The sequence below is a fragment of the Arthrobacter sp. SLBN-53 genome (genome assembly GCF_006715585.1).
GTDB classification, from domain to species: Bacteria; Actinomycetota; Actinomycetes; order Mycobacteriales; family Mycobacteriaceae; genus Mycobacterium; species Mycobacterium neoaurum_A.
Genome location: NZ_VFNN01000001.1, coordinates 5,016,044 through 5,035,715, shown reverse-complemented (window position 1 = coordinate 5,035,715; position 19,672 = coordinate 5,016,044). Strand labels below are relative to the sequence as shown.

Annotated in this window: 15 protein-coding genes; 6 read left to right on the top strand and 9 right to left on the bottom strand. The window is 68.5% G+C overall.

Annotated elements, in window-relative coordinates; translation table 11 throughout:
* Positions 1-37: 37 nt before the first annotated feature.
* The 4 genes from FBY28_RS24255 to FBY28_RS24240 are packed head-to-tail and all read right to left on the bottom strand — an operon-like array spanning position 38 to position 8,212.
* On the bottom strand, positions 38-925 hold the full coding sequence (locus FBY28_RS24255) for a transglutaminase family protein (RefSeq protein ID WP_141869724.1): 888 nt from the start codon (positions 923-925) through the stop codon (positions 38-40).
* Positions 922-3,546 (bottom strand): circularly permuted type 2 ATP-grasp protein, encoded by a 2,625-nt coding sequence (locus FBY28_RS24250; RefSeq protein WP_141869723.1) that lies wholly within the window; start codon positions 3,544-3,546, stop codon positions 922-924. The genes FBY28_RS24255 and FBY28_RS24250 overlap by 4 nt, the downstream gene beginning before the upstream one ends.
* Complete coding sequence (locus FBY28_RS24245) at positions 3,546-6,860, bottom strand: transglutaminase family protein (RefSeq protein ID WP_141869722.1); 3,315 nt, start codon at positions 6,858-6,860, stop codon at positions 3,546-3,548. Before FBY28_RS24245 ends, FBY28_RS24250 begins: the two co-directional genes overlap by 1 nt.
* A gap of 41 nt (positions 6,861-6,901) precedes the next feature.
* Entirely contained in the window at positions 6,902-8,212 is a 1,311-nt protein-coding gene (locus FBY28_RS24240) for a hypothetical protein (protein WP_216847927.1), read from the bottom strand.
* A 259-nt stretch (positions 8,213-8,471) separates the two neighbouring features.
* On the opposite strand from FBY28_RS24240, the gene FBY28_RS24235 reads away from it, so the two are divergent.
* Complete coding sequence (locus FBY28_RS24235) at positions 8,472-9,656, top strand: thiolase family protein (protein WP_141869720.1); 1,185 nt, start codon at positions 8,472-8,474, stop codon at positions 9,654-9,656.
* Positions 9,657-9,716: 60 nt separating this feature from the next.
* Here the strand turns inward: FBY28_RS24235 and aspS are convergent, their stop codons facing one another.
* On the bottom strand, positions 9,717-11,510 hold the full coding sequence (gene aspS, locus FBY28_RS24230; protein WP_141869719.1) for an aspartate--tRNA ligase: 1,794 nt from the start codon (positions 11,508-11,510) through the stop codon (positions 9,717-9,719).
* Between the two features lie 125 nt (positions 11,511-11,635).
* Here aspS and FBY28_RS24225 point away from each other — a divergent pair, with 125 nt between their 5' ends.
* Complete coding sequence (locus FBY28_RS24225; protein WP_174241893.1) at positions 11,636-12,124, top strand: SRPBCC family protein; 489 nt, start codon at positions 11,636-11,638, stop codon at positions 12,122-12,124.
* Here the strand turns inward: FBY28_RS24225 and FBY28_RS24220 are convergent.
* Positions 12,121-13,596 carry a carboxylesterase/lipase family protein gene (locus FBY28_RS24220; protein WP_141869717.1) on the bottom strand — a complete coding sequence of 492 codons (1,476 nt, stop codon included), beginning with the start codon at positions 13,594-13,596 and terminating at the stop codon, positions 12,121-12,123. The genes FBY28_RS24225 and FBY28_RS24220 overlap by 4 nt on opposite strands.
* Positions 13,597-13,671: 75 nt before the next feature.
* Here FBY28_RS24220 and ypfJ point away from each other — a divergent pair, with 75 nt between their 5' ends.
* The 3 genes from ypfJ to FBY28_RS24205 are packed head-to-tail and all read left to right on the top strand — an operon-like array spanning position 13,672 to position 16,663.
* Positions 13,672-14,568: a KPN_02809 family neutral zinc metallopeptidase gene (ypfJ, locus tag FBY28_RS24215; protein ID WP_141869716.1), complete on the top strand. Its 897-nt coding sequence runs from the start codon at positions 13,672-13,674 to the stop codon at positions 14,566-14,568.
* On the top strand, positions 14,565-15,107 hold the full coding sequence (locus tag FBY28_RS24210; protein ID WP_141869715.1) for a DinB family protein: 543 nt from the start codon (positions 14,565-14,567) through the stop codon (positions 15,105-15,107). The genes ypfJ and FBY28_RS24210 overlap by 4 nt, the downstream gene beginning before the upstream one ends.
* Complete coding sequence (locus FBY28_RS24205) at positions 15,104-16,663, top strand: flavin-containing monooxygenase (protein WP_141869714.1); 1,560 nt, start codon at positions 15,104-15,106, stop codon at positions 16,661-16,663. Before FBY28_RS24210 ends, FBY28_RS24205 begins: the two co-directional genes overlap by 4 nt.
* 9 nt (positions 16,664-16,672) lie before the next feature.
* Here FBY28_RS24205 and FBY28_RS24200 read toward each other — a convergent pair whose 3' ends face one another.
* Genes FBY28_RS24200 through FBY28_RS24190 form a run of 3 tightly spaced genes read right to left on the bottom strand, consistent with a single transcriptional unit; the run spans position 16,673 to position 18,640 of the window.
* A complete protein-coding gene (locus FBY28_RS24200; protein WP_174241733.1) occupies positions 16,673-17,047 on the bottom strand; it encodes a hypothetical protein in 375 nt (124 codons plus the stop codon).
* On the bottom strand, positions 17,044-17,964 hold the full coding sequence (locus FBY28_RS24195; protein WP_141869713.1) for a carbon-nitrogen hydrolase family protein: 921 nt from the start codon (positions 17,962-17,964) through the stop codon (positions 17,044-17,046). Before FBY28_RS24195 ends, FBY28_RS24200 begins: the two co-directional genes overlap by 4 nt.
* Positions 17,965-18,007: 43 nt before the next feature.
* Complete coding sequence (locus FBY28_RS24190) at positions 18,008-18,640, bottom strand: TetR/AcrR family transcriptional regulator (protein WP_141869712.1); 633 nt, start codon at positions 18,638-18,640, stop codon at positions 18,008-18,010.
* Between the two features lie 75 nt (positions 18,641-18,715).
* Here FBY28_RS24190 and FBY28_RS24185 point away from each other — a divergent pair, with 75 nt between their 5' ends.
* Positions 18,716-19,459 carry a phytanoyl-CoA dioxygenase family protein gene (locus FBY28_RS24185; protein WP_141869711.1) on the top strand — a complete coding sequence of 248 codons (744 nt, stop codon included), beginning with the start codon at positions 18,716-18,718 and terminating at the stop codon, positions 19,457-19,459.
* Positions 19,460-19,672 lie beyond the last annotated feature (213 nt).

The window sequence follows — 19,672 nt, the reverse complement described above, 5'->3', positions numbered from 1 at the left end:
GGTGCCCGCTGCGGCGAACGCCTAAACCATCAGGGAGTCAGTTCGGCGCCACATCGACTGAGACTTCGATAACGCTACTCTCCGATTCGGTGTAGATGATCCCGCGCAGCGGCGGCACGTCGGCGTAATCCCGGCCGAAGCCGACCACCACATATCGCTCGTCGACCAGCTGGTCATTGGTGGGGTCCAGCCCCAGCCACTGGTTCTGCGGCGTCCACACCGACGCCCAGGCATGGGTGGCGTCGACGCCGATCATGCGTTCCTTGCCCGGCGGCGGGTCGGTGGCCAGATATCCGGACACATAGCTGGCGGCCAGGCCGTTGGCCCGCAGGCATGCGATGGCCAGGCGGGCGAAGTCCTGACACACGCCCTCGCGGGCGGCCAACACCTCGGCCACCCCGGTCGAGATGGTCGTCGAGCCCGACCGATAGGTGAAATCGCGGAAGATCCGCGAGTTCAGGTCACGCAGGACCTCGATCAGCGGTCGTTCCGGAACGAAACTGGGTGCCGCGTAGGCGCGGACGTCGTCGGTGATCTCCGGGGGCGCGAGATCCAGGGTGAACTCGCAGGCCAGCGCCCCGTCGGGGCCGACGGGGCGCGATATCTCCCACGGTGCCCGCGCGGCCGGCCCCTCGTAGAGCTCCGATGCCGGCGGGTCGACCTCGACCAGCGAGCGACCGGTGACGGTCAGGGTGCGATGCGGTTCGGTGACGTGGAAGTAGGAGCTGGTGTTGCCGTAGGCGTCCCGACTGATCGAGCTGTCCGATGCCTCCGGCTCGATCAGCAGCTCGTGCGACAGGCGCCGCTGGCCCGGCAGCTCACGGGGCGTGAGGTAGCCGCGGCCGTACGAGCCGGTGACGACGTCGGAGTACCGGTAGGTGGTGCGGTGGGTGATCTCGTAGCGCCGGGTCGCTGCCTGCGTCACGGTAGCTGCCTCCGCTCGTCGGGACCCCACAACGGTTGCATGCCTGTCGGCAGCGAGAGATGCGCGGCGGTGATCAGTTTGGACAGCTCACGCAGGTCGGCGTGCAGGCCGTCGAGCAGATCGGCCAACTCGGCATGGGTGCCGTCGGCGGCGACCAGCTCCAGATCGGCCGGGTCGACCCGGCGCAGCCGTGCGGTGATCTCGTCGGCCAGCCGTTCCGGGCGTGACGAACCCGATGACGACGGCAGCCGCCGCAGCCCGTCGTGCAGCCGATCGAACTGATAGATCAACGAGCGCGGGTTCTCGGCATCGAAGAGCACCAGATCCGCCACCGCGGCGACGCTGACCTTGCCTAGCATCCGGCGGCGGTAGATGACCGATGACTCACACGCCACCAGCATCGACTCGGTGACGGTCTGGGCGGCGCCGGGAGCCCGCACCGCCGTCATGGTCGCGCGCAGCAACGCGGTCAGCCCCAGACTGCGCTCGATGCGCTTGCCGATGTCCATCACCGTCCAGCCGACGTCCTGGACCATCGACTCGGCCGCCATCCCGGACAGGGCGAGCATGCCCGCCAGTGTCTGGGTGTGCGCGGTCAGCAGGTAGGCATCGCCGGCGGCCTGCGACTCCGGCTGGCGGGCCCGGGATCCGACGGCGCGCTCCACCGCGGCCAGCACCATCCAGGTGTCGTTGGACATCTGGTCACGCACGCCGCGGGCCGCCAGCCCGAGCCGTTCGACCGATTGGGCCAGCGATCCCGGGCGGCGCCGGTCGGCGGTGAGCGACCACAGTGTGCTCGGTGCGATCGCGATGGCTTCGTGATCGTCGCCACCGGAGCCGGTGTCGGTGCCGGTGATCACTCCGATGGCGGCCAACAGGACCGGCACACACTGGCTTTCGGCCATGTCCTGCCGGTATCGGTACTCGTGGTAGCGCTCGCGGGTGACGGTCAGCAGCCGGGCCATGTTCTCGGCGCGTTCGGCGTAGCGGCCCAGCCAGAAGAAGTCCGACAGCACGCGCGGCGAGCTGACCGCCCTGGTGGGGCTCGGCGTCATGACCGGCAGGTCCACCGAGGGCGTCGGCACCGCCTTGGCGCGGTCCGGTGTACGGACCCAAACATCTTTGGCCGCAACAGTATCCAGGGTGTATGCGGCGTTCCCGGGCGCAGGCAGGAAACCCAGCCCGCCCATCATGGGGGCGTAGCCGCCGCGTTGGGCCACCGTGAACAGGCGCATGCCGACATCGGCCGCGGACACTCCACCGGGCAGGAAATCGGTCGGCGCCGAAGAGAATTGCGGCAGTTCCTGGCCGACCCACTGCCACGGGTTCGCGCCGATACGGTCGGCGAGCTGTTCGCGGGCCGACACCGACAACGCCGGACCGACGATGGTCTTGCCCCCGGTGACCGGTTTGATGAGCAGCCTCGACAGCTGGGTCAGCAGATGCGAGCGCTCGACGTCGATGCCGCCCCAGTACATCTGCGGTGACGCCAGCTGCGGCGTCTCGCCGGTCAGGAGTTCGGCCAACTCCGGCAGGAAACGCATCAGCCCGGGGCTCTCCAGGATGCCGCTGCCGAGGGTGTTGACGACGGTCGCCGCGCCGCGGCGCAGCACCTCGACCAGTCCGACCACCCCGAGCCGGGAGTCGGCACGCAGGTCCAGCGGGTCGACATAGTCGGCATCGACCCGGCGCAGCACCACGTCGACGCGTTTGAGGGTGCCCAGCGAACGCATCCACAGTTTTCCGTCGCGCACCACCAGGTCGGCACTCTCCACCAGCGGGAAGCCGAGAACGCTTGCCAGGTAGGCCTGGTCGAAGGCTGTCTCGGAATGCGCGCCGGGACTGAGTACGACGACCACGGGTTCCTCGGCGGCCTCGGGCGCCGCGTCGATGAGCGCCAGCCGCAGTGCCTGTGCCCACGGGGATGCCGGCCGCGGGGCGATGCGCTCGTACAGGTCCGGGGCGGCGTGGGCGATGACACGACGGCCCGCCAGCGCGTAGCCCGCACCGGAGGGCGCCTGGGTCCAGTCGGCGTTGGCCCGGAAACTGCCGTCGGCGGCGCGGCTGACATCACAGCCGTGCAGGAACAGCTGATGCCTGCCGGGTACCTCGATACCGTGGGCGGCACGCACGTAGGCGGGGTGGGCGAAGAGCAGTTGCGGGGGCAGCACCCCGCTGGTGAGGGAGACGCGCGCGCTGTAGAGATCGGTGAGCACCGCGTCGAGCAGCCGCGACCGTTGCACCAGGCCGGCTTCCAGGGTGTCCCAATCCGCGGTGGAGATCAGCAGCGGCAGCGCGTCCAGATGCCACGGCTCGGCGACGCCACCGTCCGGGGCGGTGTCCGCGGCGCTCTTGTCGACGTGCACGTAGGTGATGCCGTCGTCGTCGACGAGGTTGCGCACGGTCACCCGCAGCCGGTCCAACCCGTCGCGGCCCCGCTCGGCCACGCATTCGGCCAGCTCCTGCCAGGCGGGCCGGATCGCACCTGCGGCGTCGACGAACTCGTCGAAGCCGTTGCCGACGGTGCCCCGGACGTCGAACAACGCCTGTTGGGCGCGGCGACTCCGGTAACCGGCGAGCACGTCCTCGGCGCGTGCCGTCATCTCTGTTTGTACAACCATCACCGCAGCACGGTACGCACCCGGCGGAGGTCCAGAATCCCTGGCGCGCCCATATCGGTCGATTGGCGCGCCTGCTTCTCCCGCAGAGCGGCCATATCGACCCGGCCCGGTGTGAATCCGGTCGCTTCGAATCGGCGGCCACGGCGTGATTCGGCCTCCACTGCGTTGACCGGTGGGCGCTCATAGGAACGGCCGCCCGGGTGCGCGATGTGATAGGTACAGCCGCCGCGGGACACCCCCGAGGCGGCGTCGACGAGTTCGAAACGCAGCGGTCCGTCGACGGTGATGGTCGGATGCAGGGCGCTGGGCGGCTGCCAGGCACGGTAGCGCACACCGCCGACCTGGATATCGGCCTTGTCGGTGGCCAGCAGTGGCACCGGATGGCCGTTGACGGTGACGATGTAGCGATTGCGGTCCGCGCCCACCAGCCGCACCTGCACGCGCTCCACCGACGAGTCGACGTAGCGGGCGGTGCCGCCTGCGGTGGACTCCTCGCCGAGGACGTTCCACGGTTCGATGGCGCCGCGCAGCTCGATCTCCACCCCGTCGAATACCGCGGTGCCGATGCGCGGGAAACGGAACTCGGTGAACGGGTCCAGCCAGCTGGTGTCGAAGTCGATACCGTGTTCACGCAGGTCCGCGGCGACATCGGCGATATCGTGAATCAGGAAGTGCGGCAACAGGTATCTGCCGTGCAGGTTCGCCCCGTGCCGGATCAACGGGGCGCGCAGCGGCTCGTCCCAGAACCGCGCGACCAACGCCCGCACCAGCAACGACTGCACCATCGCCATCTGATAGTGCGGCGGCATCTCGAACCCGCGCAGCTCCAGCAGACCCAACCGCCCACGCGGGCTGTCCGGACTGTAGAGCTTGTCGATGCAGAACTCGGCGCGGTGGGTGTTACCGGTGATATCGGTCAGCAGGTGCCGTAGCGCGCGGTCGGTGACCCAGGCTTGCGCGGCACCCTCCTGGGTCAGCCGGTCGATCTCGGCGAACGCGATCTCCAGTTCGTAGAGCGCTTCGCTGCGCCCCTCGTCGACACGCGGCGCCTGGGAGGTGGTGCCGATGAACCGTCCGGCGAACAGATAGGACAGTGCCGGGTGACGCTGCCAGTAGGTCAGCAGTGAGATCAGCAGATCGGGCCTGCGCAGCAGCGGCGAATCCGCGGGCGTGACCCCGCCGAGGGTGATGTGGTTACCGCCGCCGGTGCCGCCGTGACTGCCGTCGACGTCGAAGGATTCGGTGGACAACCGCGCCAGCCGCGCCTCGTTGTAGAGCGTCTCCAGCTGCGCCCGCTGCTCGGCGAAACTGCGGGTGGGCGCGACGTTGATCTCGATGACACCGGGATCGGGGGTCACCGACATCGACGTGAGCCGTCCGTCGTCGGGGGGCCCGTAACCCTCGATCACCACCGGGGTCTCGATGGCCGCGGCGGCCGCCTCGACCCGGGCGACCAGGTCGACGAAATGCTCGAGAGCATCGGTGGGCGGCAGGAATACGTACAGCAGGCCGTTGCGGATCTCGGCGACCAGCGCCGTCGGCGGCGCGGTCTCGGCATCCTCGACCGCCGCCTGGGCCTGGCGCGCCGGCCCGCGGGGCAAGCCGCCGCGGGGGCTCAGCGGGTCGGTGGCGAAGGTCGGCTGCGGGGGCCGCCAGCTGATCGAGTTCAGCGGCAACCGCAGACCGGCGGGCGAATCGCCGTCGAGCAACACGATCCGGCCGCGCCGCAATGTCCAATCCGCACTCGCCCAACCGGAATCGTCGGTCCTGCGGTGCAGCGGCAGGACGTGGGCGGCCGGTTCGACGACCGGCTTGTCGAGCCTGTCCATCAGCGCGACGCGGCGGGCAGCGTCGTCGACGGCCAGGTCGTCGGCGTCCTCGACCGGGTCACCGGCGGGTTGGCGGACAGCGCCGGCGAGTCGGCTCAGCGGGTCCTCATAGGCGGGCCGCACCTGTCGGGCGGGCAGGGTCAATCCGTCGGCGACGGCGGCCAACAATTGGGCATCGGCACCCGCGGGCGCGGGATCGGGTTTGGGGTCGGCCCACGGATCGGCCAACAGGGCTGGGTCGTTCCACAGTGGTTCCCCGTCGGTGCGCCACATCAGTCCGATCTGCCAGCGCGGCAACGGCTCTCCCGGATACCACTTACCCTGACTGCGCTGCACCAGGCCGTTGGGTGCCCATACCCGGCGCAACCGTTCGGCGAGCACCGACGCGCGTTCGCGCTTGTGGGGCCCGTCGGCGGCGGTGGTCCACTCCGGGTCGGTCTGGTTGTCCACCGAGACGAAGGTCGGCTCACCGCCGACGGTGAGCCGGACATCGCCGGCCGCCAGGCGCGCATCGACCTGGTCGCCAAGGGCATTGATGGCCGCCCAGGACTGCTCGGTGTAGGGCAGGGTGACGCGGGGGTCCTCGTGGATCCGGGTCACCACATTGCTGAAGTCCAGGGTTGCCTCGGCCGGTCCGATGGCCCCGGTGATGGGCGCGGCCGATTCCGGGTGCGGGGTGGCCGACAGCGGGATATGGCCCTCCCCGGCGAACAGCGCCGAGGTGGGGTCCAGTCCGATCCACCCGGCCCCGGGGATGTACACCTCGGTCCAGGCGTGCAGATCGGTGAAATCGGCCGCGGGTCCCGACGGGCCGTCGAGCGCCTCGACATCGGAGCTCAACTGCACCAGGTATCCCGAGACGAACCGGGCCGCCAGCCCGAGTTGGCGCAGGACGGACACCAGTAACCAGGCCGAGTCGCGGCATGAGCCGATTCCGGTGCGCAGCGTGTGATCCGGGGTCTGTACACCGGGTTCCATGCGCACGCTGTAGCCGACGTCGGCGCGCACAGCCGCGTTCAGGTTGACCAGGAAGTCGATGGTGCGGGTGCCCTCGGCGATGGAGAGGTTCTGCACCCACTTGCGGACGAGTTCGCCCGGGCCGGAACCATCTTCGGACTCGTCGACCGGGCGCAGGTAGGGCTCGAGGTCGGCCAGCAGCTCTTTGGGGTAGCGGAACGGGAAGTGCTCGGCCCACTCCTCGATGAAGAAATCGAACGGGTTGATGACCTTCAGGTCGGCGATCAGCCCGACGGTGATGGTCAGGCTGCGCGCGCGGTCGGGGAACACCAGGCGGGCCAGGAAATTGCCGAACGCATCCTGCTGCCAGTTGATGAAGTGGTCGGCAGGTTCGACCTGCAGGGAGTAGGCCTCGATGGGGGTGCGGGAGTGCGGTGCCGGACGGAGACGGACGACATGCGGGTGGATGTCCACCAACCGGTCGAACGTGTAGCTGGTCCGATGTTCCAGCGCCACTTTGATACCCATCACCGAATCCCACCACAACGCGGGTCGGCGCGCAGCGCGGCCTACTCCATGGACGCCACGAGATCGAAATCGTAGAAGGCTTCCTTGACCGCCTGCATCAGGGCCTCCTTGGTGTTGGGCGCGCCCGGCTCCCATGAGGTGACCGAGATACACACCGCACCGCCGACTGTTCCGGCAGCCAGCAACAACCGACCACCCATCCGATCCAGATCGGCTGCGGTGATGCCCGGCTCCGGCGAATGCGCGACGAACATGTCCGCGGGAGTCCCGTCCGGCCGGTTGACCTCGTCGGGTAGCGCGCCGCTGTTGGATGATCCGATCGGCTTACCCACCTTGAGGACCAGCTTCTCCAGCCGGCGCAGCAGGAATTTGGGCGTGTAGGGCGCCAGCGGCAACGGCGCGAGCAGTTGTTCGCGGGTGGCGGCCAACTCGACAAGGGCGGCCTTGATGCCGGCGCGGATCGGGCGCAGGTCACCGTGGGCGAGTTCCGGGTCGGCCAGCACGGTGATGGTGTTGAGCGCGTTGCCCCGGGTGTCACCCTCGATGCGCTCGCTGACCGGTAGTGACAACATCACCCGCCCGGTTTCATCGACACGGCCGATGGCCGCCCCGACGCGCGCCGCGATCCCGGCCAGCAGCACATTGCTGCTTCCGCCAAGCGCTTTGGCGCGCGCATCCCATTCGTCGGCATCCACGCGCACCGAGACCGTCGGCAGACTGACCAGCCGCTCATTGTGCCTGCGGGTTGCCGCGACGGGAACCGCCTTGGCCGACTCGGACAGGTCACCGGCCTGCGCGCGGGCCAGCCGCGCCGCGCCGAGCACGGCGGCGGGCACCTCACGGACCGACCGTGCGGTGACCAACAGATCCCGCCGCAACGCCTGCCGGCGACTCAGGCATCGCGGCTCGGGATAGCCGAGTTCGCGACCGGTGCCGTTGACGGCATGGGTGATCGATTCGATGAGGGCGGCGGCGTCGGCGACGGTGTGGGACACCACCAGCGTGACCACCGATCCACCCTCGGCCAGCGGTTGGACGGCCAGATGCCACGGCGGCCCGTGCTCGGGGTCGACCGGGACATTGCCGCGCTCCGCCACGAAATCCCACACCTCGTCGCGGCGCCGTTCGGTGGCGGCGATCTCGATGTCCGCGGATGCCCCGCAGGGCACCCAGTGGTGGCGACCCAACGGGATGGAGGATCGTTCCAGGCGGCGGCCGAGCAGGGTACGGGCGAGATTGCGCTGAAAGCGCCGCAGCCCGTCCATGTCGACGCCGCGTTCGTAGATCCAGACATATTGGATGACCGGCCCTCGTCCCAACGCCCGAAGCGCCAGGTAAGAACCCTGATCCATATACGCCAGCGTGTTGTCAGCCGGAAGGCTCATATGCGCCGGGGCCCTTTCTTGCCACAGTGTGTCCGGCACGTGTGGGCCCCCCTGCACGTGTAGACGGCGAAATTTTAACGGTCTGGATAATTTCTTGGGGGTGCTTCGCCCATCTCGGTGACGCGCGACTGTCGTGCAGATCACCCTCGTCGGCGGGTCGGAATCACACCTGGCACGCGTTCCCATCAGAGTAACGAATGCAATACCCAGCCTGTCAGGAGACAACATGAGTGGTTACTCGGATCGCGATGCGGTCATCGTCGGCGCGGTGCGCACCCCCATCGGCAAGGGCAAGCCCGGCGGCGCATTGCACGGCGTACTGCCCGCCGATCTGCTGGCGCACAGCCTTCGCGAACTCATCACCCGGACCGGTGTCGACCCGGCACTGGTCGACGATGTGATCGCCGGTGCCGTCACCCAGGTCGGCGACCAGGCCGTCAACATCGCGCGCAATGCCCTGCTGGGCGCGGGCTTCCCGGAGACAGTGCCCGGCACCACGGTCGACCGCCAGTGCGGCAGCAGCCAGCAGGCCATCAGCTTCGCCGCCCAGGGGGTCCTGGCCGGCGCCTACGACATCGTGATCGCCGCCGGCGTGGAGTCCATGTCGCGGGTGCCGATGGGTTCCTCGGTGCTACCCGGCAGCGATCCGTTCGGCCGCGGCATGGCCGAACGCTATCCCGAAGGGCTTGTCCCCCAGGGCATCAGCGCCGAGTTGATCGCGGCCAAGTGGCAGCTGTCCCGGACCCGGCTCGACGAGTTCTCCGCCGCCAGCCACGAGAAGGCCGCCCGCGCCACCAAGGACGGGCTGTTCGACGACGAGCTGGCGCCGATCGCCGGGCTGAGCACCGACGAGATCATCCGCCCGGGCACCAGCGTGCAGACTCTCGCGGGTCTGCGGCCGGCATTCTTCTCCGAGGCCTACGCGGCGCGCTTCGGCCAGATCGGCTGGAACATCACCCCGGGCAACTCCTCACCGTTGTCCGACGGCAGCGCCGCGGTGATGATAACCAGCGGAGCGACCGCGCGCCGGCTGGGTCTGACCCCGCTGGCCCGGGTGCACACCACCACCGTTGTCGGCTCCGATCCGCTCTACATGCTGACCGGCGTCATCCCGGCGACCGAGAAGGTCCTACACAAAGCGGGGCTGGCGCTGTCGGACATCGACCTGTTCGAGGTCAACGAGGCCTTCGCACCGGTGGTGCTGAGCTGGGCCGACGAGGTGGGCGCCGACCTGGCGAAGGTGAACGTCCATGGCGGTGCCATCGCGATCGGACATCCGCTCGGCGCCAGCGGTGCCCGCATCACCACGACGCTGGTCCATGCCCTCCGGCAGCGCGGTGCGCGCTACGGGCTGCAGACGATGTGTGAGGGCGGCGGGATGGCCAACGCCACCATCTTCGAGCGGCTGTGACTCCCCGCCTGCCGATTTCGGCGCGCTGACGTTCGTCCAGCGATCGTCAGCGCGCCGAAATCACGCCTTTACGTCGGGCTTGGCGTCGGACTTGGGGTCGGGCTTGTGATCGATGCCCGCTTCCTTGCGCTGCAACTCGGTGATCGGCGCCGGCGCGTCGGTCAACGGGTCCACACCGCCACCGGACTTGGGGAACGCGATCACGTCGCGGATCGAGTCGGTGCCGGCGAGCAGCGCCACGATGCGGTCCCAGCCGAAGGCGATACCACCGTGCGGCGGGGCGCCGAAGGTGAACGCGTCCAACAGGAATCCGAACTTGTCCTGGGCTTCATCCTTGGCGATACCCATCATCGCGAACACCCGCTCCTGCACATCGCGACGGTGGATACGGATCGACCCGCCGCCGATCTCGTTGCCGTTGCAGACGATGTCGTAGGCGTTGGCCAGCGCTGAGCCGGGATCGGAATCGAAGGTGTCCACCGAACCGGGCTGCGGTGAGGTGAACGCATGGTGCACGGCGGTCCAGGCACCGGAGCCCACGGCGACGTCACCGGAGGCGGTGGCGTCGTCGGCGGGCTCGAACAGCGGCCAGTCGACCACCCAGGTGAACGCCCACGCCGTGGGGTCGATCAACTCGAGGCGCTTGGCGATCTCGATGCGTGTCGCACCCAGCAGCGCGCGGGCGCCCTTGGCGGTGCCCGCGGCGAAGAACACACAGTCGCCGGGCTTGGCGCCGACATGGGCCGCCAGCCCGTCCCGTTCGGCGTCGGAGAGGTTCTTGGCGACCGGGCCGGTGAGCGTGCCGTCCTCGCCGATCAGGACATAGGCCAGACCCTTGTGCCCGCGTTGTTTGGCGAACTCCTGCCAGCCGTCCAGGGTGCGCCGCGGCTGCGAGGCGCCGCCGTCCATCACCACGGCACCGACATAGGGAGCCTGGAACACCCGGAAGCTGGTGTCGGCGAAGTAGTCGGTGCACTCCACCAGTTCGACGCCGAAGCGCAGATCGGGCTTGTCGGAACCGAACCGGCGCATGGCCTCGGCGTAGGTGATCCGCGGTAGCGGCGTCGGCAGGTCGTAACCGATCGTCGACCACACCGCGCGCAGCACCTGCTCGGAGATCGCGATGACGTCATCGGCCTCGACGAAGCTGAGCTCCATGTCCAGCTGGGTGAATTCGGGCTGGCGGTCGGCGCGGAAATCCTCGTCGCGGTAGCACCGCGCGATCTGGTAGTAGCGCTCCATGCCCGCGACCATCAGCAGCTGCTTGAACAGCTGCGGACTCTGCGGCAGCGCGTAGAAGCTGCCGGGCTGCAGCCGGGCAGGCACCAGGAAATCTCGCGCCCCCTCAGGCGTGGAGCGGGTCAGTGTGGGGGTCTCGATCTCGACGAAGTCGTGCTCGGCAAGCACACCGCGGGCGGCGGCATTGACCTTGGAGCGCAGCCGGATTGCGTTACCGGGTCCCTCGCGGCGCAGATCGAGGTAGCGGTACTTGAGTCGGGCCTCCTCGCCGGCGGTCTCGTCCAGCTGGAACGGCAGCGGCGCGCTCTCCCCCAGCACCGTCAACTCGGTGGCGTTCACCTCGATATCCCCGGTCGGGATCTCGGCGTTGGCGTTGCCCTCGGGACGCACCTCGACCACGCCGGTGACCGAGACGCAGTACTCGGCGCGCAACCGGTGGGCCTGTTCGAGCACCGTGGCGTCCCGGAACACCACCTGAGATACTCCCGACGCGTCGCGCAGGTCGATGAAGATGACGCCGCCGTGGTCACGCCGCCGGGCAACCCAGCCCGCCAAGGTCACGGTCTGACCGGCATCGGTGGACCGCAACGAACCGGCGGGGTGACTGCGCAGCACGAAAAACTCCTTGAGTGGTCAGCGGACGACAGAATTCCTAGTCTAGAGACGGCTGTCTACCGGTTTCGACGCCGTCCCCGATACGCCCAACCGGCGGCGGCTGCATATATCGTCGGCTGGTGGCGATGTATCCGTGCGAGCGTGTCGACCTGGACTTCATCTCCGATGCGCCGTTCCGGTTCGTCAGTACCGTGGATCTGGCCATCTCCCCGGAACAGTTGTTCGAGGTGCTCTCCGACGCCGGATCCTGGCCGCAGTGGGCCTCGGTCATCACCAAGGTGGTCTGGACCAGCCCCCAGCCCTATGACATCGGCACCACCCGGACCGTCACCATGCGCGGCGGAATCGTCGGCGACGAGGAGTTCCTGGCCTGGGAACCGCACAGCCACATGGCGTTTCGTTTCAACCAGGCCTCGACCAGAAGCATTGCCGCGTTCGCCGAGGACTATTGGATCGTGCCGACCGACCAGGGTTGCCACCTGACCTGGGTGATGGCGATGAAGCCCAACGGGGCCGCCGCTCGGCTGGGGATGGCCGCCGGCCGGCCGGTGATGGCGTGGATGTTCCAGCGCTTCCTGCACAACCTGCGGCGCTATACCGACGCCAGGTACTAGTAGACGCCGGCCCAGGCCTGTCGGCGCACCGCGTCGGGGTCGGCGACGGTGATATCGCGGGTGGACCGGATCACCCGGGTCTGCCGCGTCCGGGTGTCGAAGCACGGCCACTCGCTGAGCCCGTCGGTGGCGAAATCCAGCCAGGTGCGTTGCATGCGCCTGCCCACCGAGGGCTGCACCCGTCGCCCCAGCGGATGCAACTTGCGGCCCAGATACGAGCTGTAGCTGTGCTGGATGTGCACGATCTCGCTGCCGTGGGTGGCGCCTAGCCCCAACGCCTTGAGCGTCCAGGTGGTGTGGTCGAACCGGTACATGTGGGTCGGCGCATCCGCGCTGTAGGCGTCGACGAAGGCCCAGGTGGGCGCGCCGAACATCGCGTCGGAACCGAAGTCGACCAGCGCCCGGCGACGCGGGAAGCCCGGATAGGCGGCCAGCACCCGATCTCGGGCATCCGGTGCCCAGCGGGCGAAAAAGCCCTCGACACCGGCCGCCGTCGTGGGCAGCATCGGCGGCTTACCCCACGCGAACATCGAGGCCTCGTGGCTGTTGGTGCCGATGATCAGCGGGATGGGGGCGACCGCGCCGCGGCGGGCCGCCTCGATCGGGTGGTGCGGTAACAGGTCGACCCCGTGAGTCAGCCCATAGGCCAACGTCGGGGTGTGCGCGACGCTGTTGAGCTGCAGCGTGCCCGCGGCGCGGCGCAACCGGCGCTGCGGCAGCGCCTTGACCTCGTCTGCCTCGACGCCCAGTTCGGCGAGGAAGGCGTGCGATTGCCGGGCCCGCACCTCGCGGTCGGCGATCAGCGGCAACGCCGGGCTCTGCGCGATGGCCCTGTCGAACAATCCCGCGGCGGCCGGGCTGGCCAGCAGCGCCAACACCGAGGTGGCACCGGCCGATTCACCGAACACCGTCACCTGGGTCGGGTCCCCACCGAAGGATCCGATGTTCTCCCGTATCCATCGCAGCGCGGCGATCTGGTCGCGCAGACACAGATTGTCGTCGAATCCCGGTCCGAGGTCCCCGAGTTCGAAACCGCCGAAGACTCCCAGCCGATAGGTGACGTTGACGACGACGACGTTGCCGTTGGCGGCCAGCCGCGAACCGTTGTACAGCTGCAACTGACCCGCGCCGTAGACGAACGCGCCGCCGGGGATCCACACCATGACCGGTAGCGACGCCGACACGTCGGGCGACCAGACGGTGACCGTCAGGCAGGCCTCATCGCGGATCTTCGGGTCGTCGCGGCCGCCCCCGACGAAGGACCGGCCCTGCGGCGGCAGCGGGCCGTGGGTGACCGCGTCACGCACACCGTCCCAGGGGCGCAGCGGCTGGGGACCGAGGAACCGTCGGTCCCCCACCGGCTGTTCGGCGTAGGCGACTCCGCGCCACACTCCGACTCCGCCCTCGGTGGTACCGCGCAGCAGGCCTTGGACGGTCGGCACGATCGTCGACAGTTCGGCGACAGAGGGCACGGCGCAATCGTAGTGTGCAAAGCTGAGCCCGATCTGAACAGGAGACGGCGCCGACACGTCAGATGGGTGGGGACGATGACCTTCAACGAGGGCATGCAGATCGACACGAGCACGTCCTCCAGCAGCGGCCGCGGCGGCGGGGGTGGCCGGCGCATCGCGCTCGGCGGTGGCGTCGGCGGCCTGTTGCTGGTGGTGGTGGCGCTGTTCCTCGGGGTCGATCCGAGCAGCGTGCTCCCCCAGGATCAGGGGTCCGGGATGGACACCGAGGGCGTCTCGGCCCCCGGCTTCGATCTGGCGCAGTGCCGGACCGGCGCCGATGCCAACGAGAAGGTGCAGTGTCGGGTGGTGGCCACCGGCAACTCCGTGGATGCGGTCTGGACGCAGCTGCTTCCCGAGTACCGCCGTCCGCAGGTTCGGTTGTTCACCGGGTCGGTGAACACCGGCTGCGGTGGCGCGACCAGCGAGGTGGGCCCGTTCTACTGCCCCGCCGACGAGACCGCCTATTTCGACACCGACTTCTTCGACGTGCTGCGCGACCAGTTCGGTTCCAGCGGTGGACCGTTCGCGCAGGAGTACGTGGTGGCCCACGAGTTCGGGCACCACGTGCAGAACCTGCTCGGGGTGCTGGGGCGCGCCCAGCAGGATCCGACCGGTCCGACCGGCGGCGGGGTGCGCACCGAGCTACAGGCCGACTGCTACGCCGGGGTGTGGGCGCACTACGCGGCGACGACCAAACAGGAGGGCACCGATGTGACCTTCCTAGAGCCGTTGAGCGACAAGGATATTGCCGACGCGTTGTCGGCAGCTTCGGCTGTCGGCGATGACCGGATCCAGGAGGCGGCCACCGGCAGGGTGAGCCCGGAGTCCTGGACGCACGGCTCCTCGGAACAGCGTCAGAAATGGTTCACCACCGGCTACCAGACCGGTGCGCCCGACAAGTGCGACACCTTCGCCCCGGGCGCCCTGCGTTGAGCGATATCCAGCCCGACACCAAGGACTGGACCTGGGTGCTGCGGCGGCCCTGCCCGGACTGCGGATTCGATCCGGCGGCGGTGCATCCGACCGCCGTCGCCGGACACATCCGGCGCGATGCGGCGGATTGGGAGCTCCGGCTCGCCCGGCCCGGGGTTCGCAGCCGCCCGGCGCCGGGAGTCTGGTCGAATCTCGAATACGGTTGCCATATCCGCGATGTGCACCGCATTTTCGATCACCGCGTGCAGTTGATGCTGAGCCAGACCGATCCGCAGTTCCCGAACTGGGACCAGGACGCCACGGCGATCGCCGACGACTACGGCGGCCAGGATCCGACGACGGTCGCCGGCGAGCTGCGTGCAGCGGCCGACGCCGTGGCCCAGCGGTATGACTCGGTGCCCGAGGAGGGCTGGGATCGGCGCGGGTTGCGTAGCAACGGAAGCGAATTCACCGTCGCCACCATCGCTGTGTACCACCTGCACGATATCGTCCATCACGCGTGGGACGTCTCGACCGGAGCCCACGAGCCGGGCACGTGAGCAGGCCCGATCACGAGGTGGCCATCATCGGGGCGGGTCCCGGTGGGATAGCCGCCGCACATCACCTGCGCCGGCATGGCATCACAGATTTCGTGATCATCGAGCGCGCTGGCGATTTCGGTGGGACCTGGCGCGACAATCACTATCCCGGGCTGGCCGTCGACATCCCCAGCCTGTGGTACCAGCTGTCTTTCGCCCCGAACACCGACTGGTCACGGCTGTTCGCCCCCGGCCCCGAGATCTACCGCTATCTGCAGGACACCGCCCGCGGGATGGACCTGTATCGGCACCTGATCGCCGATGCCGAGGTGACGCGGCAGTGCTGGGACGACGACGCCGGGTTGTGGCAGCTGAGCATTCGCGGCAGGGCCGACCTGACCGCACGCTTCCTGATCAGTTCGGTGGGCGGGTATGTCAACGCCAAACCGAGCCTCGACATCGACGGCGTCGAAGACTTCACCGGAACGCTGTTACGGCCAGACGCCTGGGACGACACCTACGACACCGCGGGCAAGCGCATCGCGGTGATCGGCACGGGTTCCAGCGGTGTACAGATCGCCGCCGCCCTGTCCGCCGAGGCCGACCGGTTGGACGTCTACCAACGCACCCCCGCCTGGGTGCTGCCCAAGATCGACTTCGACCTGTCCCCACCGATACGCCGGATCCTGCGCATCCCCGGGGTGCTACCGGCGGTGAACATCGCCGGCCGCGTGCTGATGGACGTGGTGATGCTGGCGCCGATGGTGCACGTCTTCTCCCGACTGCCCGACCGGGTGTTGACGCGACTGATCCCGCTGTACGACAGCTACTGCCGGACGCTCTACCGGCTGCTGCTGCGGTGCACCGTGCGCGATCCTGCGACCCGCGCGGCGCTGGTCCCCCACTACGGCATCGTGGCCAAACGTCCGGTGATCTCCAGTGCGTTCTTCCGGGCACTGAACAATTCGAACACCCGGTTGATCACCACCCCGATCGAGCGCATCACCGGTACTGGCATCCGCACCGTCGACGGCGTCGAGCGCCCGGTCGACCTGCTGGTGGCCGCCACCGGCTACGAGCTGTGGACCGATCCCGAAACATACCGTCCGTCAACGATCATGGGCACCGACGGTTTCGACCTGGCCGAGTTCTATCGGACTCACGGCATGCAGAGTTACGCGGGCACCGCACACCCTCGGCTGCCGAACAGGTGGGAGATCGTGGGTCCCACCGGGTTCGTCGGGTTCGCCTGGTGTGATTTCGTCGAGACGATGGCCCAGCATGCAGCCCGGGTGATCGCGCACACCCGCGGCCGGTCCGACCAGGTGGCCGCGGTAACCGCGGAGGCGTTTGCGCGTTGGAACGACAAGATGGTCCGCCGCGGGAAAACCGCGCATCTGTATTTCACCGAGTGCAATCCGGGGCTGCGCACCTATTTCGTCAACTCTCGCCGCGAGACGGTGTATCACCGTCCGCAGACCATCACGGCCGCACGGTGGTTCGCTCGCCGGGGACCGCTGCAGGACTATCGGTTCACCCGGCGATCGTCACCGGCCGCGCAGCGCCGGGCCGTCTGAGCAGCCACCTCAGAGCGCACTGACCGCGGCGCCGACGAGACCGACACTCGTCGCCACGAAGGACACCAGGCTGATGGCCTTGAACACCGTTGTGCTCGTGACCTTCTCGTTGAAAGCCATCGGCAGGAACAGCGTCGGGTTCAGCAGGGTCCCCAGCACCACGAGGGTGGCGATCCATGCCGCCAGCTGCGGCACTGCCAACCCGACGGCGATCAGGATGACACCCATCATGATGTAGTCCAGATGGGCTTGCATGATGCGCCGCGGGCTGACGATACCCACTCTCTTCATCATCTCGGGCGCCAGCAGGTTACCCGCGACGGCCCAGCCGAGCAGTGCTCCGAAGGCCAGCTCGAACAGTCCGATCTGCACCAGTACGCTCATCGATTCACCGCATTCCTCTCATACCAACGGCGCCCGTGCAGACGCTGGTAGTGCCACACCGCAGCCGGCAGGACACCACGCCGGTGCAGCCAGAACCGGTGCGGCGCAACGTCGACCGGAGTGGCCCGACCGAGCGTGATATCGGCCAGCACAACACCTTCGCCGTCGGCGCGGGAACGCTGAGCCACCACCGTTCCGGTGGCGTCGGTGATCAACGCATTGCCCTCGAAGTGCCCGCGGTACCGTACCGGCAGCCACGGCATCGGGCACTCGAGTTCGCCGACGTGTGCGGCATGCACCACGGGGGCGCCGATATAGCGCGCGAAATCGGTTGCCGCCCGCCGCGCGGTCGCGGCATTGGCCTTCTCGAGACGGTCGAAGAGGCGCCGCGGCGGCCAGGGCGGGATCGACCACCAACCCGAGCCCGTCATGGCGAGATCCACCCTGCCGCGCATCCGCCGGACCGTCCGGGTGCGCATCAGCTCCCAGCACACGGCGGCGCCGACGGAAAGCTCGCCGCAGGTGAGCACGCCATCGTCGTCACCGCCGGTGTAGATGGCGTTCTCCCACATGGTGGGCAGGTCCTTGTCGTGTCGCCCGACGATGCCGGTGGGGTCGGCGAGCAGATAGGCGTTGCGGATATGACCGTCGACGTCCCGACACAGGAACGAACCACCGACCATCGCGCCGTGCCTGCGTGCCACGTCGCAGAGCAGGTCGGCGGCCGGGCCGTCCACCGGCAGTGCCGCGTCGACCAGTTCACGAAGGAAACCGATGCCCGTGGTGAAGAACTCGGGTAGCGCGATGATCTTCGCTCCGGCGTCGCCCGCTTCATCGGCAAGCCGGTGGCAGGCAACAAGATTGGCCGACACATCACCGAGCTTCGCATCCAGTTGCACCGCCGCCGCCAGCACCATGTTTTGAACGGTACTACAAAATTGAACGCTACTACAAGAAAATTTAGTCGGTACGCAGACCGCGGATCACGATGTCTCTGCCGACCGCGAGCACCCGCTCCAATTCGGCATCGTCGAGGGCGAGCCGGTCCGGTCGCCAGCGCGAGCCCAGCACCCCATTCCACGCCGACCACAGGAACACCGAGGTGCGACCGGGATCGGGACAGCTGATCTGACCGGCGGCATCGGCGCGACGCAGGGCATCGGCGACATCACCGACGAGCGCTTCCACCTTGTCGGCGATGCGCTGCTCGACCTCACCGGCCAGCTCCCCCGGCGGCATGTCGACCGTCCGCAGAGCGACCATGCGGAAGTGGCCGGGGTTCTCCAGATTGAACCGACAGTAGGCGTCGCTGGCGGCGATCAACTGTTCCACCGGCGTGCGATCGGCGGTGTAGGCCTGCGCCATCACCTGTTCGTTGATCTCCAGCGCGCGCTCCACCAACGCCAGATACAGGCTGTCCTTGTTGCCGAAGTGGTGATAGATCGAACCGACCGCCACCGCAGCCTCCTCGGCGATGGCATCCATGGTGACCGCATGGAAACCGCGCTCGGCGAACAGCCGCTGGGCGGCCTCCAGGATCGTCGCCGTGGTCGCGAGGGTACGTCGGTCGGGCCGCCGAGCGGGTCGGGTCACGGTTCAAGGCTACGGCGACAGCCGATCGCCAAAAACAATTTGTACCTCCTGCGCCGGTCTGGCCACGATGGCCTCATGCTTGATGTCGACCGGTTCATCGCCGACGGTTTCGTCAAGATCGAGTCGGCCTTCGATCGCGAGCTCGGCCTGCGCTGCCAGCAGCAGCTGTGGCAGACCATCGGGTTGAACCCAGCGGACCCGAGCACCTGGACCGAATCACTGGTGCGGGTGGCCGGCATGGCCACGCCGGAGTTCACCGCCGCCGCCAACACCGACGCCTTGCACGCCGCCTACAACGCCTTGGTCGGCCCCGGCCGATGGCGGCCCCGATTGGGCCTGGGCACCTTCCCGCTACGCTTTCCCAGCACCGAACCGGCCCGCGACGCGGGCTGGCATGTCGAAGCATCCTTTTACGCCGAGGACGGCATGCGGCTGAGCCTGCGCTCCCGCGGCCGCGCGTTGTTGATGCTGTTCCTGTTCTCCGATGTCGGCCCGGACGACGCACCCACCATGATCCGGGTCGGCTCCCACCTTGCGGTGCCGACGGTGCTGGCCCACCATGGTCCCGACGGTGCGCCCTGGATGTCGGTTTGCGAGCACGTCGTTCCGGCGACCGCGGACTGTTCCGTCGTCAAGGCCACCGGTCGCATCGGCGATGTGTACCTGTGCCATCCGTTCCTCGTACATACCGGCACCGCCCACCGCGGCAACGTGCCGCGCTTCATGGCGCAACCACCGCTGGAGCCCACCGGCGAGCTCGACCTGGAAGCCGACGAGCCGAGCCCGGTCGCTCGCGCGGTGCTGCAGGGACTGCGTTAAAAGGGCGGCGGGTGGTGCAGGCCGCGCTGATCTGGGCCTTGGCCTGCGCCCAGCCGTCGATCAACGCCAAAGCGGAGAACTCGTCCTCGTCATCGCACCAGCGCGATGTGACCTCGGCGATGAGGGCCAGCCGGCGAGCTGCGGCGGCGGCCTCCTCGCGGGTGGCGGCCGCTACTGCGTCGATGAGCGCCTCATCGCTCATCTCCGACAGTT